16 protein-coding genes and 8 tRNA genes are annotated in these 17,542 nt (G+C 39.7%); 6 read left to right on the plus strand and 18 right to left on the minus strand.

What is annotated here, in order from left to right; genetic code table 11:
* Positions 1–358 precede the first annotated feature (358 nt).
* Positions 359–766, plus strand: a complete 408-nt coding sequence (locus tag QQK02_RS06735; RefSeq protein ID WP_284207222.1) for a type II toxin-antitoxin system HicB family antitoxin — start codon at positions 359–361, stop codon at positions 764–766.
* Positions 767–823: 57 nt separating this feature from the next.
* Positions 824–1,531 (plus strand): dipeptidase PepE, encoded by a 708-nt coding sequence (pepE, locus tag QQK02_RS06740; RefSeq protein ID WP_284207223.1) that lies wholly within the window; start codon positions 824–826, stop codon positions 1,529–1,531.
* Between the two features lie 12 nt (positions 1,532–1,543).
* Here the strand turns inward: pepE and bioD are convergent, their stop codons facing one another.
* The 4 genes from bioD to bioB are packed head-to-tail and all read right to left on the minus strand — an operon-like array spanning position 1,544 to position 5,248.
* Positions 1,544–2,209: a dethiobiotin synthase gene (gene bioD / locus QQK02_RS06745; protein ID WP_284207224.1), complete on the minus strand. Its 666-nt coding sequence runs from the start codon at positions 2,207–2,209 to the stop codon at positions 1,544–1,546.
* 2 nt (positions 2,210–2,211) lie between these two features.
* On the minus strand, positions 2,212–2,997 hold the full coding sequence (bioC, locus tag QQK02_RS06750) for a malonyl-ACP O-methyltransferase BioC (RefSeq protein WP_284207225.1): 786 nt from the start codon (positions 2,995–2,997) through the stop codon (positions 2,212–2,214).
* Positions 2,997–4,145: an 8-amino-7-oxononanoate synthase gene (bioF, locus tag QQK02_RS06755; RefSeq protein ID WP_284207226.1), complete on the minus strand. Its 1,149-nt coding sequence runs from the start codon at positions 4,143–4,145 to the stop codon at positions 2,997–2,999. The genes bioC and bioF overlap by 1 nt, the downstream gene beginning before the upstream one ends.
* Before the next feature lie 14 nt (positions 4,146–4,159).
* Positions 4,160–5,248, minus strand: coding sequence for a biotin synthase BioB (gene bioB / locus QQK02_RS06760; RefSeq protein WP_284207227.1), 1,089 nt, complete (start codon positions 5,246–5,248; stop codon positions 4,160–4,162).
* 86 nt (positions 5,249–5,334) lie between these two features.
* Here bioB and bioA point away from each other — a divergent pair, with 86 nt between their 5' ends.
* A complete protein-coding gene (gene bioA, locus QQK02_RS06765; protein ID WP_284207228.1) occupies positions 5,335–6,636 on the plus strand; it encodes an adenosylmethionine--8-amino-7-oxononanoate transaminase in 1,302 nt (433 codons plus the stop codon).
* On the opposite strand, the gene QQK02_RS06770 is transcribed toward bioA, so the two are convergent.
* Positions 6,629–6,991, minus strand: a complete 363-nt coding sequence (locus tag QQK02_RS06770) for a hypothetical protein (protein ID WP_284207229.1) — start codon at positions 6,989–6,991, stop codon at positions 6,629–6,631. The two genes, bioA and QQK02_RS06770, sit on opposite strands and share 8 nt — an antisense overlap.
* A 134-nt stretch (positions 6,992–7,125) precedes the next feature.
* Here QQK02_RS06770 and asnS point away from each other — a divergent pair, with 134 nt between their 5' ends.
* Entirely contained in the window at positions 7,126–8,526 is a 1,401-nt protein-coding gene (gene asnS, locus QQK02_RS06775; RefSeq protein WP_284207230.1) for an asparagine--tRNA ligase, read from the plus strand.
* A gap of 56 nt (positions 8,527–8,582) precedes the next feature.
* Here the strand turns inward: asnS and QQK02_RS06780 are convergent, their stop codons facing one another.
* A complete protein-coding gene (locus tag QQK02_RS06780; protein WP_284207231.1) occupies positions 8,583–9,137 on the minus strand; it encodes an NAD(P)H nitroreductase in 555 nt (184 codons plus the stop codon).
* A 127-nt stretch (positions 9,138–9,264) separates the two neighbouring features.
* Complete coding sequence (locus QQK02_RS06785) at positions 9,265–9,948, minus strand: HvfX family Cu-binding RiPP maturation protein (RefSeq protein ID WP_407705024.1); 684 nt, start codon at positions 9,946–9,948, stop codon at positions 9,265–9,267.
* A 161-nt stretch (positions 9,949–10,109) separates the two neighbouring features.
* Between QQK02_RS06785 and sppA the strand changes: the two genes are divergently transcribed.
* Entirely contained in the window at positions 10,110–11,969 is a 1,860-nt protein-coding gene (sppA, locus tag QQK02_RS06790; RefSeq protein ID WP_284207233.1) for a signal peptide peptidase SppA, read from the plus strand.
* 50 nt (positions 11,970–12,019) lie between these two features.
* Positions 12,020–13,033 carry an asparaginase gene (ansA, locus tag QQK02_RS06795; protein WP_284207234.1) on the plus strand — a complete coding sequence of 338 codons (1,014 nt, stop codon included), beginning with the start codon at positions 12,020–12,022 and terminating at the stop codon, positions 13,031–13,033.
* Here the strand turns inward: ansA and QQK02_RS06800 are convergent.
* The 11 genes from QQK02_RS06800 to QQK02_RS06850 all read right to left on the minus strand — a co-directional run bounded on the left by QQK02_RS06800 (position 13,019) and on the right by QQK02_RS06850 (position 17,449).
* Positions 13,019–13,303, minus strand: a complete 285-nt coding sequence (locus tag QQK02_RS06800) for a hypothetical protein (RefSeq protein WP_284207235.1) — start codon at positions 13,301–13,303, stop codon at positions 13,019–13,021. The two genes, ansA and QQK02_RS06800, sit on opposite strands and share 15 nt — an antisense overlap.
* Positions 13,296–13,766 carry a low molecular weight protein-tyrosine-phosphatase gene (locus QQK02_RS06805; protein ID WP_284207236.1) on the minus strand — a complete coding sequence of 157 codons (471 nt, stop codon included), beginning with the start codon at positions 13,764–13,766 and terminating at the stop codon, positions 13,296–13,298. Before QQK02_RS06805 ends, QQK02_RS06800 begins: the two co-directional genes overlap by 8 nt.
* A gap of 152 nt (positions 13,767–13,918) precedes the next feature.
* Positions 13,919–16,117 (minus strand): TonB-dependent receptor, encoded by a 2,199-nt coding sequence (locus QQK02_RS06810; protein WP_284207237.1) that lies wholly within the window; start codon positions 16,115–16,117, stop codon positions 13,919–13,921.
* 352 nt (positions 16,118–16,469) lie between these two features.
* A tRNA-Leu gene (locus QQK02_RS06815) sits at positions 16,470–16,556 on the minus strand.
* A gap of 61 nt (positions 16,557–16,617) precedes the next feature.
* Positions 16,618–16,693 (minus strand) — tRNA-Gly (locus QQK02_RS06820).
* 77 nt (positions 16,694–16,770) lie between these two features.
* Positions 16,771–16,857, minus strand: a tRNA-Leu gene (locus QQK02_RS06825).
* 33 nt (positions 16,858–16,890) lie between these two features.
* Positions 16,891–16,966 (minus strand) — tRNA-Gly (locus tag QQK02_RS06830).
* Positions 16,967–17,044: 78 nt separating this feature from the next.
* Positions 17,045–17,120: transfer RNA gene (locus tag QQK02_RS06835), tRNA-Gly, on the minus strand.
* 35 nt (positions 17,121–17,155) lie between these two features.
* Positions 17,156–17,242, minus strand: a tRNA-Leu gene (locus QQK02_RS06840).
* 4 nt (positions 17,243–17,246) lie between these two features.
* Positions 17,247–17,320, minus strand: a tRNA-Cys gene (locus tag QQK02_RS06845).
* 53 nt (positions 17,321–17,373) lie between these two features.
* A tRNA-Gly gene (locus QQK02_RS06850) sits at positions 17,374–17,449 on the minus strand.
* Between the last annotated feature and the right edge of the window lie 93 nt (positions 17,450–17,542).

Below are 17,542 nucleotides of genomic sequence, written 5' to 3' on the forward strand. Positions count from 1 at the left end.
TTGCTTTTTTTCTTTGCATAATAACTGACATACGTCATAAAAATCGTTTCACCTCATCTCTTTATCCCCCGACAGAACAGTACGTTAACTAACATAGCAACAACTCCAAGGGTTACTAAAGCCATAATTAACTGCCCGCAAGGAATGTTAAGCAACCCTGAATTACCGAACTGTATTTCTATTACTTTAAGCATAGTGTGAGCACTTACAAAGAGTTATCAGGGTTACTTAATCTGACCTTTGCGGAGTTATCAGGGTTATCAACTATAGGCTCAGTGGAGGTGTCGGGGTTATTTAAGGTAGACAGTATAGAGTTATCAGGGTTACAATCAAAAGCGTAAACTTTAGGAGTGTTTAAATGAATTATCCGTTTTGTTTTTTACCAACGATTAGTGACGATAAGTTACTTGTGAACGTGCCCGATATTCCAGGTTGCCAAATTAGTGTGGCTAGCTTTGAAGAAGGTTTTTCTGCAGTAAAAAAAGCAATAGCTGAACACTTAGCTATTTTGGCCGAGTACGGTGAAGCAATTCCGCACGCAACTAATTTCACTGCCCTGCAGCAGCAGTTCGTTCAAAAGAATGTTTTGTTATGGGGAATGCATGAAATTGACATCACACCCTTCCTGGGTAAAAGCCAAAAGATAAATGTTACGTTGCCAGAGTTACTGATTAAAAAAATTGATGATCGGGTCGCTATTTCAGGTGAATACCCTTCCCGTTCAGGATTTATCGCACAGGCGTGTTTAAAAGAGTTAAACGATTAATGCCTTAATGCTTGTTTCACGTTAAAATACAAAAGATAAGCTTTTCTTGGAATTATTATGACAAATCAGAATTTATTATTATTAAGTAGTTCGCGCGTTGGTGATACGCCTTATTTATCTCATGCACTTGATATGATTAAAGATCATTTAGGTGAAGTTACCGAGCTTCTTTTTATTCCTTATGCTGGCGTTACAATTAACTATGATGAATATACACAGATGGTTCAGTCAGCTCTTAACGATAAAAACATTAAGGTTGTTGGCATTCATAGTCATGCCGATCCAGTAAATGCAATAAAGAATGCACAAGCTATCGCTGTTGGTGGTGGTAATACGTTTAGGCTTTTACATCAACTGTATGAAAACAAACTAATAGACGCGATTCAAGATCGTGTTAGTCATGGTATGCCATATATTGGTTGGAGTGCTGGCTCGAACGTTGCTGGTGCAACTATTCGTACCACCAACGATATGCCAATTATTGAACCGCCAAGTTTTAATGCCTTGAAGTTGGTGAATTTTCAGATAAACCCACATTATACAGACTACACACCACCAGGTCATAACGGTGAAACGCGTGAACAACGTCTACAAGAGTTTATGGTATTGAATCCAACAACAGAAATCGTTGGTATTGTAGAAGGTACAGCGTTAAAAATGACCGGTGAAACTATTACATTAATTGGTGGTAAAGCTGGCTACTTATTTTTAGACGGTAAGAAAACTGAAATTGAAGACGGTTATGAGTTAACCGCCATCAACTAAGTAACATAAAATTTAAATGAGCTGGTCAATAGATAAATACGAACACGCTTCGTCTATTGACTGGCATTTAGGTACCACACCTAAACAAGGCGCTGATAATAACTTGTTCAATTGTGATAAATTCTCTTCTTGATACAACATGTCTTCAATACAATTTGCAACCCAACCGACAACAATTAAGCCATCTTGAACAATAGATTCAAATGTCAGTCGGGCATGATTTAAACACCCTAATTTCATATTAACGACGAGTACAACAGCTTGCTGTGTCGACTTAGCAAAATCTGACAAAAACTCGCCATTCCCTAAAGGTAATCGCCAACCACCCGCTCCTTCAGTAATCATGTATTGCGCTGAGTTATCCACTAGTTTTTCAAAATGAGATTGAATGTCATTTGTTGTAATCGATACGCCGAGCTGTGCTGCGGCAATATGTGGCGCAATAGGCTCTTGAAATGCGATGGGGTTTACGTCGCTGATAGATTGTTGAGCATTACAATACTTGGCAAGTAATGCTGCATCTTCATTCACTAATTGGCCATTTAATAACTCACAACCAGCAGAGACCGGTTTAAAGCCCTTAACCTGACCGTGCTGACCAAGATTTTTAGCTATCGCACAAGCGATAAAGGTTTTTCCTGCGTCTGTATCAGTCGCAGTAATAAAGTATTTTTTCATATTTAGAAGTTTAGTTTTACTAACATTGCTGAATAAAGGGCATATGTCGCTGGGTAAATACCACTAGGTTCTTGAAAGTCGCTGTAAGCCTGTGTCATTTTGCGCCACTTGTCTTTGCCCGCTAAGCCTTTCTTTTCCTTATCGGGCACATGGTTTGCGCCCAGGCCTTTTAATTCATGAGCTAGGTGTAAAACGCTCTCATATTCTAGTGAAATATCTTGTTGTTTGGCGTCTAACACTTCCATTTCCACAGATTCAAAATCGGTAGCCAATTCTTCAGCCGATTTGAAATCGATGACATGTTTTTCATCATCAACCTGAGCCCATGAAGACTTTAATTCGAATAAAGTACCATCAGTTAAGGTTGAAACAATAAAGATACCGCCTGGCTTAAGCACTCTGTTTATTTCTGCAAGCAAAGTCGTTAACGGCTGACACCATTGAATGACCAAATTGGAATAAATAACATCTAGGCTATTATCTTGAAAAGGTAATGACATAGCATTGGCGTTAACCAAATTAATGTGTTGATCACGGTTTTCTTTCGTATAACTAAGCATATCTTTTGATAAATCTAAGCCAATTACTTGCTTATAACGCTTAGCTAAAACATCAGAGAAAAAGCCCGTCCCGCAACCTAAATCAAGTACGGTTAAATCATGTCGATTGGGTAACCAAGGTAATAAATGTTTACCTGAAAAGCGTTGAAGTCTTGCTGATACATCGTAAGAGGACGATGCTGAACCAAAGTTTTGCGCAATTTTTTGTTGTTGATGCTTTAATACCACTACACCATAGCCTTGTTTATATTTTCCGCTAACCTAATGATATCCCTAGCATTATGGTTTTGACAAATTGTAACGCGTAACCTAGAAGTTCCCTTAGGTACCGTTGGAGGTCTAATAGCGCTAACCCAAAAGCCCTCTTTTTTTAGTTTCTCACTTACACTTAGCGCTTTATCTTCATCGCCGATAACTATCGCATGTATCGACGAATCATTTGGTAAAAGCGTGATAGAAGAGTCTAGCTTACTTTTGAATAATTGGCTTAATTCCTGAACCTTTTCCCTACGCCAATGCTCTTTTTGAATTAACTTTATGCTCGTTAACGTTGACCAAGCAACAGCCGGTGAGATTGCCGTTGAATAAATGTATTCTCTTGAAAAGTTAATTAAGTAATCAAATAAGTTTTTATCGCAGCCTATAAATGCGCCTTGGGTTGCTATTGCCTTCCCAAATGTTCCCATTGTAATGTCACTTTGACAAAGACTAGCGCCACCCTCACCTTGTTGTCCTAGAACACCTAAACCATGAGCATCATCAACATATAACATCGCGTTGTATTTTGCGGATAATTGTTTGATTTCAGTTAATGGCGCACAGTCACCATCCATCGAAAATACACTTTCTGTGACAACAAGTTGATTGTCGCGTTCAGCCTGCAATAACTTATTTAGGTGTGATGGATCGTTGTGCTTAAATCGCTTGACTGGATTTTGATTGCCAACACTCGCTAATCTTGCGCCATCTATCAGCGATGCATGACTGAGTTTATCGAGGTATAGCTTAGTGCCAGCGTGTTTTAATGCTTGCAAGGTGCCAAGGTTAGCGGCAAAGCCTGAGCTAAACAGTAAACAGCGCTCTTTGTTTTGCCATTGACAAATTTCATTTTCCAATGCCTGATGAGCATAGCTGTACCCTGTTACCAACGAGGAGCTACAACTACTCGTCCCAAACTGTTTAGCGCCATCACACAGTGCTTGATTGATTGATTGGTGATTGTTTAAACCAAGGTAATCATTACTTGAAAAATTAACATATTGCTTGTTGTTAACGCTAATCAGTTGTTGATCGATGGTTTCAATACAATGACGACGCCTAAATTGGTTATTTTGGCGTCGCTCATCAAGTGTTGATGTTAAAAAGGTAAAGCTCAAATTAAACCTAACAACTACTCAGCGTTGTAAAATAAATCAGTATTTTGATTATCTACAATTTTTGCATGAATTTGAGCAGATTCTTGATCTTCAGATTCAATGCTATCTACTGTTTCAGTATTAATACCTAACTTTTTGAACAACAAAATATCTTGATTTGTTTCTGGATTAGCTGTGGTAAGTAACTTACAGCCATAGAAAATTGAGTTTGCACCAGCCAGGAAACACATAGATTGCATTTGTTCATTCATTGCTTCGCGTCCTGCTGACAGTCGAACATGACTTTTCGGCATCATAATACGAGCAACTGCGATATTTTTAATAAACTCAAAATGATCGAGATCTTCAACATCAGCTAATGGCGTGCCTTCAATCTTAACAAGCATATTCATTGGTACGCTGTCAGGGTGCTTAGGTAAGTTTGCTAATTGGCTCAACAAAGAGATGCGATCTGTTGCCTTCTCCCCTAAACCTAGGATCCCGCCACTACACACTTTCATTCCCGAGTTTCTTACATTTTCTAGGGTATCTAAGCGATCTTGGAACGTACGTGTCGTAATAATTGAATTGTAATGCTCAGGTGATGTATCAAGGTTATGATTATAGTAATCTAACCCTGCGTCACTTAACTCTTTCGCTTGTTCTTCAGATAACATACCTAATGTCATACAAGTTTCTAAGCCTAATTCTTTTACACCTTTCACCATTTCTTTGACATAAGGCATATCTCTGGCTTTAGGGTTACGCCATGCAGCGCCCATACAAAAACGCGTTGAACCTTGATTTTTTGCCGCTTGCGCAGCTTCTAGTACTTTTTCAACTTCAAGTAGACGTTCTTTATCGATATCTGTTTTATAGCGTGCACTTTGAGAGCAGTATTTACAATCTTCTGGGCAGGCACCTGTTTTTATTGATAACAATGTACTGACTTGTACTTCGTTGGGATTAAAATGTTGGCGATGTACCATTTGAGCATAGAACATTAAATCATTAAAAGGTAAATCGAATAAGGCTTGCACTTCTGCGTTAGTCCAATTATTGCGAATTGCACCTAGTTCAAAATTTAATGAAGTCGATTGAGAAAGTGAATTTAACTGAGACATGTTCTTGATTGTAATTAAGCTAATTTGCGGTTAGTCTACCCTCCATTTCGTTATTGTCAACGCACCAACCACAACAAAGTTTACTAATGATTAAATCTTATACAGAGCTTTTAGAGTTTGATAAAAATCATATTTGGCATCCATATACGTCGATGACTAATCCATTGCCTTCATATTTCGTAAAAAGTGCTGAAGGTTGCGAACTGATGCTAGCTGATGATACGAAACTTATCGATGGCATGTCCTCTTGGTGGGCGGTTATTCACGGTTATAATCATCCAACGTTAAATAGCGCGCTGATTGACCAAAGCACTAAAATGAGTCATGTCATGTTTGGTGGTATCACCCACCAAAGTGCGATTGAACTATCACAAAGACTTGTTGCTCTCACACCACCGTCACTTGAAAAAGTCTTCATCAGTGATTCAGGCTCTGTTTCCGTTGAGGTCGCAATTAAAATGGCCATTCAATATTGGCATTCATTAGGTAAGCCGAGTAAGAGCAAATTATTAACGGTAAAAAATGGCTACCATGGCGATACTTTTGCAGCTATGGGGGTTTGTGATCCTGTAAACGGTATGCACACTATGTTTGAATCTGTGCTTGCTAAAAACATTTTTGCACCCGCACCACAAACACGCTTTGATGAACAATGGCAAGCAAATGATATTGATGAACTATCAGAATTGTTCGCAACTCATCATCATAATTTAGCCGCATTTATTATAGAGCCTATTGTTCAAGGCGCTGGTGGTATGAAAATTTATCATCCAGAGTTTTTAAAAGCCTGTGAACAGCTTTGCCAACGTTACAATGTATTGTTTATTGTAGATGAAATAGCCACGGGCTTTGGGCGAACAGGTAAATTGTTTGCGTGTGAATGGGCAAATGTAGTGCCTGATATTCTTTGTTTGGGTAAAGCAATCACTGGTGGTTATATGTCGTTAGCGGCAACACTGTCTACGAAAAAAGTAGCAGAAACGATTAGCCAAGGTGATGCAGGCTGTTTCATGCACGGACCTACTTTTATGGCTAACCCTCTTGCTTGTGCGGTTGCTAATGCATCATTAAGTTTACTAATGGAAAATAATTGGCAACATCAAGTAAGCAAAATAGAAGCAACACTCACATCACAATTGCTCCCTCTTAAAGCGCATCCACGTGTTTTAGATACTCGCGTGCTTGGTGCAATCGGTGTTGTCGAGGCGAAAACACCTGTCAATGTTGCCAATATTCAAAAACGTTTTGTCGAGCTAGGTGTGTGGATCCGCCCTTTTGGTAAATTAATTTATATCATGCCGCCATTTGTTATTAGCACAGAACAATTGGAAAAACTGATCCGTGCGATAACCATTGTCTTAGATGAAGAGGGCTGCTTCGTTAATTAACGTGCAATAGAAGATAGGTCACCCAGGCTACAATAATCACCATCAGTAACTTGACGTAGAAATTCCGATTGTCTGTTGCGCGCCGAGCACGGTACCTGTTTACCAGAACAGAAATATAGCTTAATAGTGCAGCGGTCCATAAGGTAATATATAAATACGTGGTTAAAGGTTTAATCCAAAACTTTCTAACTTCAAGATCATGATATCGAACCAAGCCAAAATCAGTTTCTGGTGCTGCATAGTGCGAAACAATCAATGCAACAATAAATAAAGACCATGCGATAACAGCTAGAATTCGAGCAATTTTTACCCAAAAATCATCTTCGCTTCGTCGTTCTTCACCTTGCCAGGCCATAAACTTCCTTCAATTGTTTTATTTTTTATTATTATCCTACAAATTTAACAACTTTTACTTGTTAAACGCAAACGCCGAGGTAACATATCCCTCTTATTTATCGATGTAAATTATTTTAATTAAAGAGGTCATCAATGTCAGTTATTTCTATTACTGATGTCTTAGCAGGTAAATACCCTGTAGGCGAATCTATCAGCGTTCACGGCTGGATTAGAACTCGTCGTGATTCAAAAGCTGGAATTTCATTTTTAGCAGTACACGACGGCTCATGTTTCGACGCAATTCAAGCTATCGTGCCTAATGACCTAAATAATTACGAATCTGAAGTTCAAAAGTTAACGACGGGTTGTTCAGTAAAAGTGACCGGTATATTGGTTGAGTCTCCTGGTAAAGGTCAAGCGTTCGAAATTCAAGCAACAGCCGTTGAAGTGTTAGGTTTTGTTGAAGATCCAGATACTTACCCAATGGCAGCTAAACGCCACAGTCTTGAGTTTTTAAGAGAACAAGGTCACTTACGTGCACGTACAAATATCGGTGGTGCAACAACACGTGTAAGAAATACACTTGCTCAAGCCCTACACCGCTTCTTCCACGAGAAAGGCTATTACTGGATCAGCACACCATTGATTACCGGCAGTGACTGTGAAGGTGCAGGTGAAATGTTCCGCGTAAGTACATTAGATATGGAAAACTTACCGCGTACTGAAAAAGGTGATATTGATTTTGCGGAAGACTTTTTTGGTAAAGAAACCTTTTTAACGGTATCGGGCCAGTTAAATGTTGAAACATACGCTTGTGCATTATCAAAGGTATACACTTTTGGCCCAACATTCCGTGCCGAAAATTCAAATACCTCTCGTCATTTAGCTGAATTCTGGATGGTTGAGCCTGAATTAGCATTTGCTCACCTTTGCGATGCCGCTGACTTAGCAGAAGAAATGCTGAAATATGTTTTCAAAGCATTACTAGAAGAACGCCCAGACGATATGGCCTTTTTCCAACAGCGAGTTGATAAAACCGTTTTAGATCGTTTAAACAACGTGATTAGTGCAGATTTTGTTCGTATGGATTACACAGATGCCATTGAGATATTGCAAAACTGTGGTAAGAAATTTGAAAACCCAGTGTCTTGGGGTGTAGATTTGAACTCAGAGCATGAGCGTTACTTAGCTGAAGAACATGTTGGTGGGCCAGTTGTATTGCAAAACTACCCTAAAGACATCAAGTCTTTCTATATGCGTTTGAATGACGATGGCAAAACAGTTGCTGCGATGGATATTTTAGCACCAGGTATTGGTGAAATTATTGGTGGTAGCGAACGTGAAGAGCGTATTGAGGTGTTAGACAAACGTTTAGCAGAAATGAACTTAGATCCTGCCGACTATGCTTGGTATCGCGATCTTCGTCGTTACGGCACAGTGCCACATTCAGGTTTTGGATTAGGTTTCGAGCGCTTAGTTGCTTATGCTACAGGTATTGGCAATATTCGCGATACGATCCCATTCCCGCGTGCACCTAAAACAGCAGCATTTTAATTTAGTTTAAAACTTATTAAAAAGCTCAGCGTTGTTATCAGCGCTGAGCTTTTTTATCACGATAAAAAAGTGACATGTGGTTCAAAGGACTTTTCAGCTTTACTTGGTAGCACCTTTGTTGGCGTACCAATGTAAAGGAACCCCGCAATATCATTTTCTATATCTATATTAAGCGCAGCCTTTACATTGTCATCAAATGCTAAATCACCTGTTCGCCACATCGCGCCAAACCCTTGTGCATAGCACGCCATTTGCATTGCATGAGCTGCACATCCTGCTGATATCAGCTGCTCTTTTAAAGGTACTTTTTCATGCGTTTGGTATCGGGTGGAAATCACAATGATCATTGGCGCTCTAAAGGGCATTTTCGACGCTTTTTGTAGCTTTAGTTCATCAGTAATACCTTTTGCTTTCATTGCATCGACATAGATATTTGCTAATGTTGCCAAAGCTTCACCTTGCACAATAGTAAAGTGCCAAGGGACGAGGCCAGCATGGTCTGGGACACGCATTCCTGCTTTTAAAATATTCGTAAATTGCTCCCCCACTGGCGCTGGCGCAGCAAGTGCCGGGTTTGATTGACGCTTAAGCAGCAACTCAATACTTTCCATAGGTTCTAAAACTTATTCTTTTTTCAGTGTAGGCCGTAGTGTAACGAAAACAGTAAAAAAAGATAGGCAGGTCATTGCGACTCTGCCTAATTTCTTAACAACTGAGGTTAAAAGATGGAGTAAAACGTTAACATTCGGTAGGTTTTGCTAATTTTTTATCGATAAAGTAATCAACACTGGTAAAGCGCCCCGCTCCAATAAAAAATAGCGCTAACAACATAATGAAATAGGTTGTTGAAAACTCAATACCATTGTTTAGCACAACAATATTCCCGGTTTCATAAAGCCAATCTGTATTGCCATTTTCCTCAAGTAATGATCGCATTGCGTCCAATCTTTTCGCGGCTTCTTGAGAGTTTTCTAGACTAGCCTTAGCACCGTCAATGCCAACCCAATCCAAAACCTTAGCTGAGCTGGTATCTGGGTTAGTAGGTGTTACCGCAAACCAACCATGATCGAGGTGAACCGTAGTTGCAGCAACAACCATGGTAAACATCAAGGGAATTGAAATCAGGCGAGTTAGCAGGCCAAATACCAATAGCCAACCACCTAAAAATTCAGTCCATGCCGCTAGGTTCGCCAATAAGGTAGGAAACGGCAGCCCTAAGCCCCAATCTTCATTACCAAACCAAGCGACAATGTTTGGATCTGCCATTAAGCTTGCCAACCCACTGGCATCAGGATTACCTAATTGAAGTTTGCTATACCCCGCAATAATAAATATTGGTGCTAGATATAAACGTATGAGCAAGGCCGGGATACCATCAAAGCACGGCAGCTTAGAGATAAAATTTTTATACATTGTAATCATAGTAAAGTGATACATTAAGTCGTCTTATAGTAATTGAACGTGTTTGTTCACATTTTCTTTCAAATAAATCAGCTGATTGACTCATAAATTAGTTTCTAGACTTAAATAAAAGCCAAATAACGCGCATAATGTGTGTATCGTGCATTTTATGGATAAAATTAATGGCTAAATTCTTCCGTTCGTTCTTTTCAAAACTAGGTTACTTATTAAACCTATTTAGAAAAATTATAATAAATATTGTGTTCTTCTCAGTATTGATTCTTATCTTCGTTTCTCTTTCTTCCGAAGAAACAATTAACGTACCCAAAAGCGCTGCGCTTGTCCTCGATCCTGTAGGTCGTTTAGTTGAGCAACAAGTAGAAGTCGATCCCTTTGATGCGTTAATGGGAGAAGCGATTACTGGTGAGCAAGAAGATCCTGAAGTTTTATTGTCGGATTTAACTTCTGCAATCAATAATGCCGCGTCGGATTCTAGAATAGAAGTACTTGTGTTAAAGCTAGAGCGACTAAATGGCGCAGACATTACAAAAATGGCAGAGGTTGCCCTTGCCATAGAAGCTTTTAAAGCAACGGATAAAAAAATAATCGCTATTGGTGATGGCTTTAGCCAAGGCCAATATTACTTAGCAAGTTATGCCGATGAAATTTGGTTAAACCCAAACGGTTGGTTGATTTTAGATGGATACGCTAGAAAGCAACTATATGTTAAATCAGCCATCGAAAAACTGGGTATTAGCCAGCATATTTTCAGAGTTGGTACATATAAGTCCGCAGTAGAGCCCTACATGCGTGACAATATGTCAGAACAAGCCAAAGAAGCGAATCGCTTGTGGTTAAATGAATTATGGCAGGCATATAAAACTGTTGTAGCGACACAACGAAACATGCCAATTGATAATTTTGATGAGACGATTGAACAGCTAGTATCAAAAGTTGAGAATGCTGATGGTAACATAGCGCAATACGCCTTAGATAATGGTTGGGTTGATAAACTGATGACGCGTAGTCAAATGAATCAAGCCCTAATAGACATGGTTGGTGATAAAACTACGCAAAACACGTTTGATAATATTGGTTTTGAACATTATTTAGCTGCAAGCAAAGCTGAACAATTGCCTGATTTTTCAGAACAAGACCAAATAGCGATGGTAGTGGCAAAAGGTACTATTTTAAATGGCCGCCAACCAGCAGGAACCATTGGTGGAGATAGCACTGCGTCCCTACTTCGAAAAGCACGATTAAACGATCAAGTAAAAGCGGTCGTTTTGCGGGTTGATAGCCCAGGCGGTAGCGCATTTGCTTCTGAAGTTATTCGACAAGAAATTGAGCTTATCAAAGGAGCGGGTAAACCGGTTGTTGCCTCAATGGGGACTTATGCAGCATCAGGTGGTTATTGGATTTCAGCACCTGCTGATAAAATCATTGCCTCACCGACAACAATTACTGGTTCGATTGGTATATTCGGTATGTTTATGACCTTTGAAAATACCCTAGGTAAACTTGGTGTTTATACAGATGGCGTTGGCACAACTGAATATGCTGGCTTTGGTGTTACAGAGCAATTACCTGAAGGTATTGGTAAGTTAATTCAGTTAAATATTAATCGCGGCTATCAAGACTTTTTAGAGTTGGTGGCAAGCAACCGAAACATGTCAGTGTCAGATGTTGATAATATCGCACAAGGTAGAGTTTGGTCAGGCATCCAAGCCTATCAAAATGGATTGGTTGATCAATTAGGTACAACCGACGATGCGATACAACTAGCAGCAAATTTAGCTAATTTAGATAACTACGACGTTAAACTTATTGAGAAGCAATTAGATCCCATCGAACAAATGATTCAAGACATGTTTGGTCAGGCTTATAGCTTCATGATTGACAATGGTATTGTCGATGTTAAAAAGCAAAACACCTATGCTGATGTCTTGTTACGCACACTTAAAGCACAGCTTAATTACTTTAATCAATTTGATGATCCCCAAGGGATATATTCTTTTTGTTTGACTTGTGAAATAAACTAACTACATTAAGCCCCATTAATTTGGGGCTTTTTATTAATTAACGGCAAAAAATGCAAAAGAAAAAAATATACGTTGCTTATACCGGCGGTACTATTGGTATGAAACCGAGCGCTCAAGGCTATGTACCGGTTGTTGGGCATTTAACACAAGCGATCAACGCTACACCTGATTTCTTTCGTGAAGAAATGCCTGAATTTACCATTCACGAATATCAGCCACTCATAGATTCGTCAAACATGAGCCCAAATGATTGGCAGTTTATAGCACAAGACATAAAGAAGCATTATCACGACTATGATGGTTTTGTGGTTCTGCACGGCACAGATACGATGGCCTACACTGCATCAGCGTTATCATTTATGTTTGAGAACCTCGGCAAGCCTATCATAGTTACCGGCTCACAAATTCCGTTAAGTCAATTGCGCTCAGATGGTCAAGTTAACCTATTAAATTCCTTGTACATTGCAGCAAATTTCCCAATTCATGAAGTAGGTTTGTTTTTTAATAACAAACTTTTCCGGGGTAATCGTTCGATTAAAGCCTACGCAGATGGCTTTGATGCTTTTAATTCGCCAAATATGGAACCCTTGTTAGAAGCTGGTATTAATATCAAACTAATTAATGGCAAAGTGAAGGAAATAAACGACGATGATATTTTACTCCATACAATAACGCCGCAACCTATTGGTGTTGTTCACTTGTACCCTGGGATTAGTACTGATCTGATTAAAAACGTCATATTACAGCCTGTAAAAGCACTTATTATTCGTAGTTATGGTGTTGGAAATGCTCCACAAGACAAAGAACTACTTGCCTGTTTAAAAGCGGCAGACAAACAAGGATTGATCATTGTTAACTGTAGCCAGTGCATAAAAGGTAAGGTCAATATGCAAGGCTATGCAACGGGTAACGCATTAAGCGAATGTGGCGTAATAAGTGGCAAGGATATGACATTAGAAGCCGCGCTGACCAAGCTACACTTTTTGTTGAGTCAGAAGTTAACTAGTGAGACGATAAAGGCAAAGCTATTAGACAGTTTACGTGGTGAATTAACGCTGAGTTAATTGGCGTTTAAGACTTAACACACTTGCGCTGAGACAAAAATAACCAATAAATTGGCCTGATAAAAATAACAACATTTTAGGGGTAAATGGTGTTTCTTCACTAAAAAATGACAACATCAAAATCGCTGGTGCACACATCACTTGATAAAAAGGAATGGTAATATCAGCAAAGTAGAAATGAATAAGGAAACTCAAGACACCGATTAGCACACCAAGCACACCTACCAGTGTGCTTAGTTTAGTTATAGACAGCGCGATTGGCTTAATCAATTTGTGCTAACAACCCATCACTAGCATCTTCAACTAAATCCAATACATAACGAAAACCACCCGCACCACCATAATAGGGATCTGGCACTTCAGTTTCATCAAAAGCAGCGCCATAACTTAAAAATAATTTAATTTTATGATGATACTCCTGCGGTGAAACCGACTTTAGGTTATCCAAGTTACTCTCGTCCATTGCCAACACCAAATCGAACTTTGCAAAGTCATCTTCTGTTACTTTGCGTGCTTTGAGCCCTGAAAAATTGTATCCACGTGCTTCACCCGCTTTTATTGCACGATGATCTGGTTTTTCTCTCGCGTGCGAACCTATCGTACCGGCGGAATCGATTTCAATTGATAAGCCTTTATCGGTAGCTTTTTTTCGAAAAACAGCTTCAGCAGTTGGCGAGCGGCAAATGTTACCCATGCAAACAAACAAAACAGAGTTAATAGGCGCCTTGGACATAACGAGGAGTTTCCTTACTGGTGTTATTAATATGTTGTTAATTCGTAGGATAACATTAGAAAATAAAAATTTTTACTAGTAGATAATAAAAAACCCTGCGATAAGTCAAAGTTTTTGACTTTTGCAGGGTTTTACATTGCTTTTAGATGAGTTTAGAAATGTTTTGAATAACGAACACCAAATTCACTTGGGTCATTGCTTAAAATTTGTAAAACATAATCACCCGTATTTAAACGAGCATTGTCATATCGCTCATCGAAAATATTGCGGCCATACAATGATAATGTGTAATCACCTTCAACATTTGTATATGAAATATCAATATTCACTAATTGACGGCTTTCTACTAATGTATGACGACCTGGATCAGATGTAGGCTCGCCGTACATATCACCACGGTATGAGTAATCTAATCGAATATCAAGGTCATTTCCGCCTTCTAACGTCATATGGTAAGACGGACTAATTGATGCAGTAACTTCTGGCGTTAACGGTGCTACTGGTTTAACACCGCCCTGCTCGTCTACGTCAACATCGATATAACCCAAGCTACTATGTACTTTGAACTGCTCAGTTAATTCCCACGTGCTTTCAAATTCAACACCACGAGAGGTTTGTTCAACAACTAAGTTTGTTGTATTAAAACCACCTTCAGCTGTTGTGCTAACTTGGTATGGTAAGTCTTCATAGTCAGTGTTGAAAAGCGCTACACTCATACTAAAGCTGTCAGTTACTTGACCTTTCAAACCCATTTCATAGTTAATTGCCGTAATGTTCTCACTTGCTACGAAGCAGTTTGGATCGCCAAATAAGCAGTATGGACGAGCTGGGAATTGACCAGATTGATAACCGTTTTGGATGCTACCGTAAATGTTTAAGCCATTTTCAAGGGTATAGTTTGCAGAAATATCAAAAGACACTTCATTCCACGCATCTTCTGCATAAACAGGACCAATACCGACATCTGCAGTCGCTTCTTTCTCATCATCGGTATAACGTAAGCCGCCTGACAAACGTAAATCTTCTGTCATATCGTAACCTAAGTTAAAGAAAATCGCTTTTGATGTCGTTTCTTGCGTTAAATCTAATAACGTTGCAGAACCATTGAAAAGTGCGCCACTGGCCGGGTCTTGCAGGTTACTTCCTTTTTCATTAAAGAAGTAAATACCTGAAACAAAATCCATGTTTTCGCCGATATAACCGTTCAATTGGAATTCAATCGAGGTTTGATCCGCTTCGCCAACTTCTGGGAACTGATCTAATTCATAGATAGTGCCATCATCATCTAGGCCAGCTTTATATTTAGACGAACGATGTGAAACCACAACTTTTGATGCGTAGTCATCGTTCCAATTCCAATCAGCTGTTGCAGAGATTCCGCGGGCTTCATTTGAAACCATTGTAACTTCTTTTGTACCCGTTGCGTTATCGTATGGGTTAGCTGCAGTATCACTATTTCTTAAAGGGCCAAATGGAAATGGGGTGCCCCATCGAGCGCCTTGATAATAAGCGCCAGTAGGAACTTCATCGATTAACGTTTGGTATGGACGCAAGCCACCTTCATTATCATTAAAATCTGCCGTTACAACGAAACTAAAATCATCATGTGGTGCCCATTTGAATGATAAGCGACCGTAAAACTCTTCATTTTCACCTACATTATATTCAGCATCAGGCACATTAATAAATTCACCGATACCATCACGTGAGTTGTAACCTGCATTGACGTTGTAAGCCATCGTTTCATTGATTTCACGGTTAATAAAAACATCACCCTTTAATCGACCACGTGAACCTAGTTCAAAACCTGCTTTAGTTACAGTAACTTCATCTGGTTGTTTAGTAATGATGTTTATCGCGCCGCCAACTGAGTTACGGCCATACAAGGTGCCTTGCGGACCACGAAGTACTTCAATACGCTCAATATTATTTAAGTTCCAGTTTTGGCCAACTTGGCGACCTAAGTAAACGCCATCAACATATACACTTACACCTGGGTCTGTGGTGATCAGATGATCTTGTAAACCAATACCACGAATAAATGGGTTAGCTGACGATGTATGACCAGCCGAAAAGCCTGTTACATTCAAGTTGGGTACAAACTTACCAACATCAGTTAAATCAGTAATGCCTTGTGTTGCTAGTTCATCACCGCTAAACGCACTGATCGCGATCGGTACTTCATAAATTACTTGTGCGCGTTTGGTAGCAGTAACTGTAATTGCTTCGATTTCTTCTTCTGAAGCATTATCTTGTGCAAAGACTTGATTCGTTAATGCTAATGCAATTGCGCTAGCTACAACAGTTCGTAAACCGAAGACACGACGGTGCCTTGCTAATTGAATGGCCATTTAGTTCTCCCTAGGCGCTCAATAATCTTTGAGTCAATTTATAATTTTGATTGGTTTTTTCAATATGCGTTTACTAAGCATAAAGATAACCTTTTGGTCAGGTGCGTATGTTACACAAAAATGTCATATTATGTAGGTAAAATGTGATATTTTGTGACTAAAAACTATGAATTAACATTTACTTTAATTTTATAAAGTCACAACACAATTAAATGTTACAGCTTTTTAACCTTAAGAAAATACTGGATATAGCTGTATAAGATGCATAGTAATAACGTGGGCAGACAAATTATCCACAGTCGGCTAGAAAAACCAATGTTTTAGACGTTATCTTTTGAAAAAGGAAGTTAAATGGTACCCGGGGCCGGACTTGAACCGGCACGCTGTTACCAGCGAGGGATTTTAAATCCCTTGTGTCTACCAATTCCACCACCCGGGCATAAAGGGAAGTTTTTTTATCCTAGGTATTGGCCACCTAGCACTCTTAAGTAAAAAGAGAATGGAGCGGTTGACGAGGCTCGAACTCGTGACATCGACCTTGGCAAGGTCGTGCTCTACCAACTGAGCTACAACCGCTTTAATGCTTATCTGAGAATAATAAGACTTTAGCGTGTTGCCACTACCATAACGTGACAAAGTTGTTTTTGATGAAATGGTACCCGGGGCCGGACTTGAACCGGCACGCTGTTACCAGCGAGGGATTTTAAATCCCTTGTGTCTACCAATTCCACCACCCGGGCCTAAAAGGCTCATCAAAAACGAGTAGTAAAATTTGGAGCGGTTGACGAGGCTCGAACTCGTGACATCGACCTTGGCAAGGTCGTGCTCTACCAACTGAGCTACAACCGCTTCATTGCTTAATACTAATTAACTATTAAGACTTAAAGCTTGTCACTACCATAACGTGACTATCAACAAGATAAAGTTTGGAGCGGTTGACGAGGCTCGAACTCGTGACATCGACCTTGGCAAGGTCGTGCTCTACCAACTGAGCTACAACCGCTTCATTTATCTTATACTTTCCAACCGTTGTGAAAATGGTACCCGGGGCCGGACTTGAACCGGCACGCTGTTACCAGCGAGGGATTTTAAATCCCTTGTGTCTACCAATTCCACCACCCGGGCAAAGTGGAGGCGGGTCCCGGAGTCGAACCGAGGTCCACGGATTTGCAATCCGCTGCATAGCCACTCTGCCAACCCGCCGTATTTTCACTACGTATTGGGTAGTATTCCTTGATTAAAGCTGAAAGAGAAATTGGAGCGGTTGACGAGGCTCGAACTCGTGACATCGACCTTGGCAAGGTCGTGCTCTACCAACTGAGCTACAACCGCTTTATTCTTCTTTCTTGTTGACTCTCCCTGCCAACTGGAAACGCATTCTACATCGAAATTATCTTGAGTCAACAACTAAATAGTAAAAAAAAT

This window comes from Thalassotalea eurytherma (assembly GCF_030161415.1).
In the GTDB taxonomy this organism is placed as follows: Bacteria; Pseudomonadota; Gammaproteobacteria; order Enterobacterales; family Alteromonadaceae; genus Thalassotalea_G; species Thalassotalea_G eurytherma.

Bases quoted from the DNA above. Each gene is read 5' to 3' on its own strand.
- bioB (WP_284207227.1), bottom strand. From the start codon at position 5,248: ATGTCTCAGTTAAATTCACTTTCTCAATCGACTTCATTAAATTTTGAA.
- asnS (WP_284207230.1), top strand. From the start codon at position 7,126: ATGTCAGTTATTTCTATTACTGATGTCTTAGCAGGTAAATACCCTGTA.
- bioD (WP_284207224.1), bottom strand. From the start codon at position 2,209: ATGAAAAAATACTTTATTACTGCGACTGATACAGACGCAGGAAAAACC.
- QQK02_RS06810 (WP_284207237.1), bottom strand. From the start codon at position 16,117: ATGGCCATTCAATTAGCAAGGCACCGTCGTGTCTTCGGTTTACGAACT.
- ansA (WP_284207234.1), top strand. From the start codon at position 12,020: ATGCAAAAGAAAAAAATATACGTTGCTTATACCGGCGGTACTATTGGT.
- bioA (WP_284207228.1), top strand. From the start codon at position 5,335: ATGATTAAATCTTATACAGAGCTTTTAGAGTTTGATAAAAATCATATT.
- pepE (WP_284207223.1), top strand. From the start codon at position 824: ATGACAAATCAGAATTTATTATTATTAAGTAGTTCGCGCGTTGGTGAT.
- sppA (WP_284207233.1), top strand. From the start codon at position 10,110: ATGGCTAAATTCTTCCGTTCGTTCTTTTCAAAACTAGGTTACTTATTA.
- QQK02_RS06785 (WP_407705024.1), bottom strand. From the start codon at position 9,948: ATGATTACAATGTATAAAAATTTTATCTCTAAGCTGCCGTGCTTTGAT.
- QQK02_RS06735 (WP_284207222.1), top strand. From the start codon at position 359: ATGAATTATCCGTTTTGTTTTTTACCAACGATTAGTGACGATAAGTTA.
- QQK02_RS06780 (WP_284207231.1), bottom strand. From the start codon at position 9,137: ATGGAAAGTATTGAGTTGCTGCTTAAGCGTCAATCAAACCCGGCACTT.
- QQK02_RS06770 (WP_284207229.1), bottom strand. From the start codon at position 6,991: ATGGCCTGGCAAGGTGAAGAACGACGAAGCGAAGATGATTTTTGGGTA.
- QQK02_RS06805 (WP_284207236.1), bottom strand. From the start codon at position 13,766: ATGTCCAAGGCGCCTATTAACTCTGTTTTGTTTGTTTGCATGGGTAAC.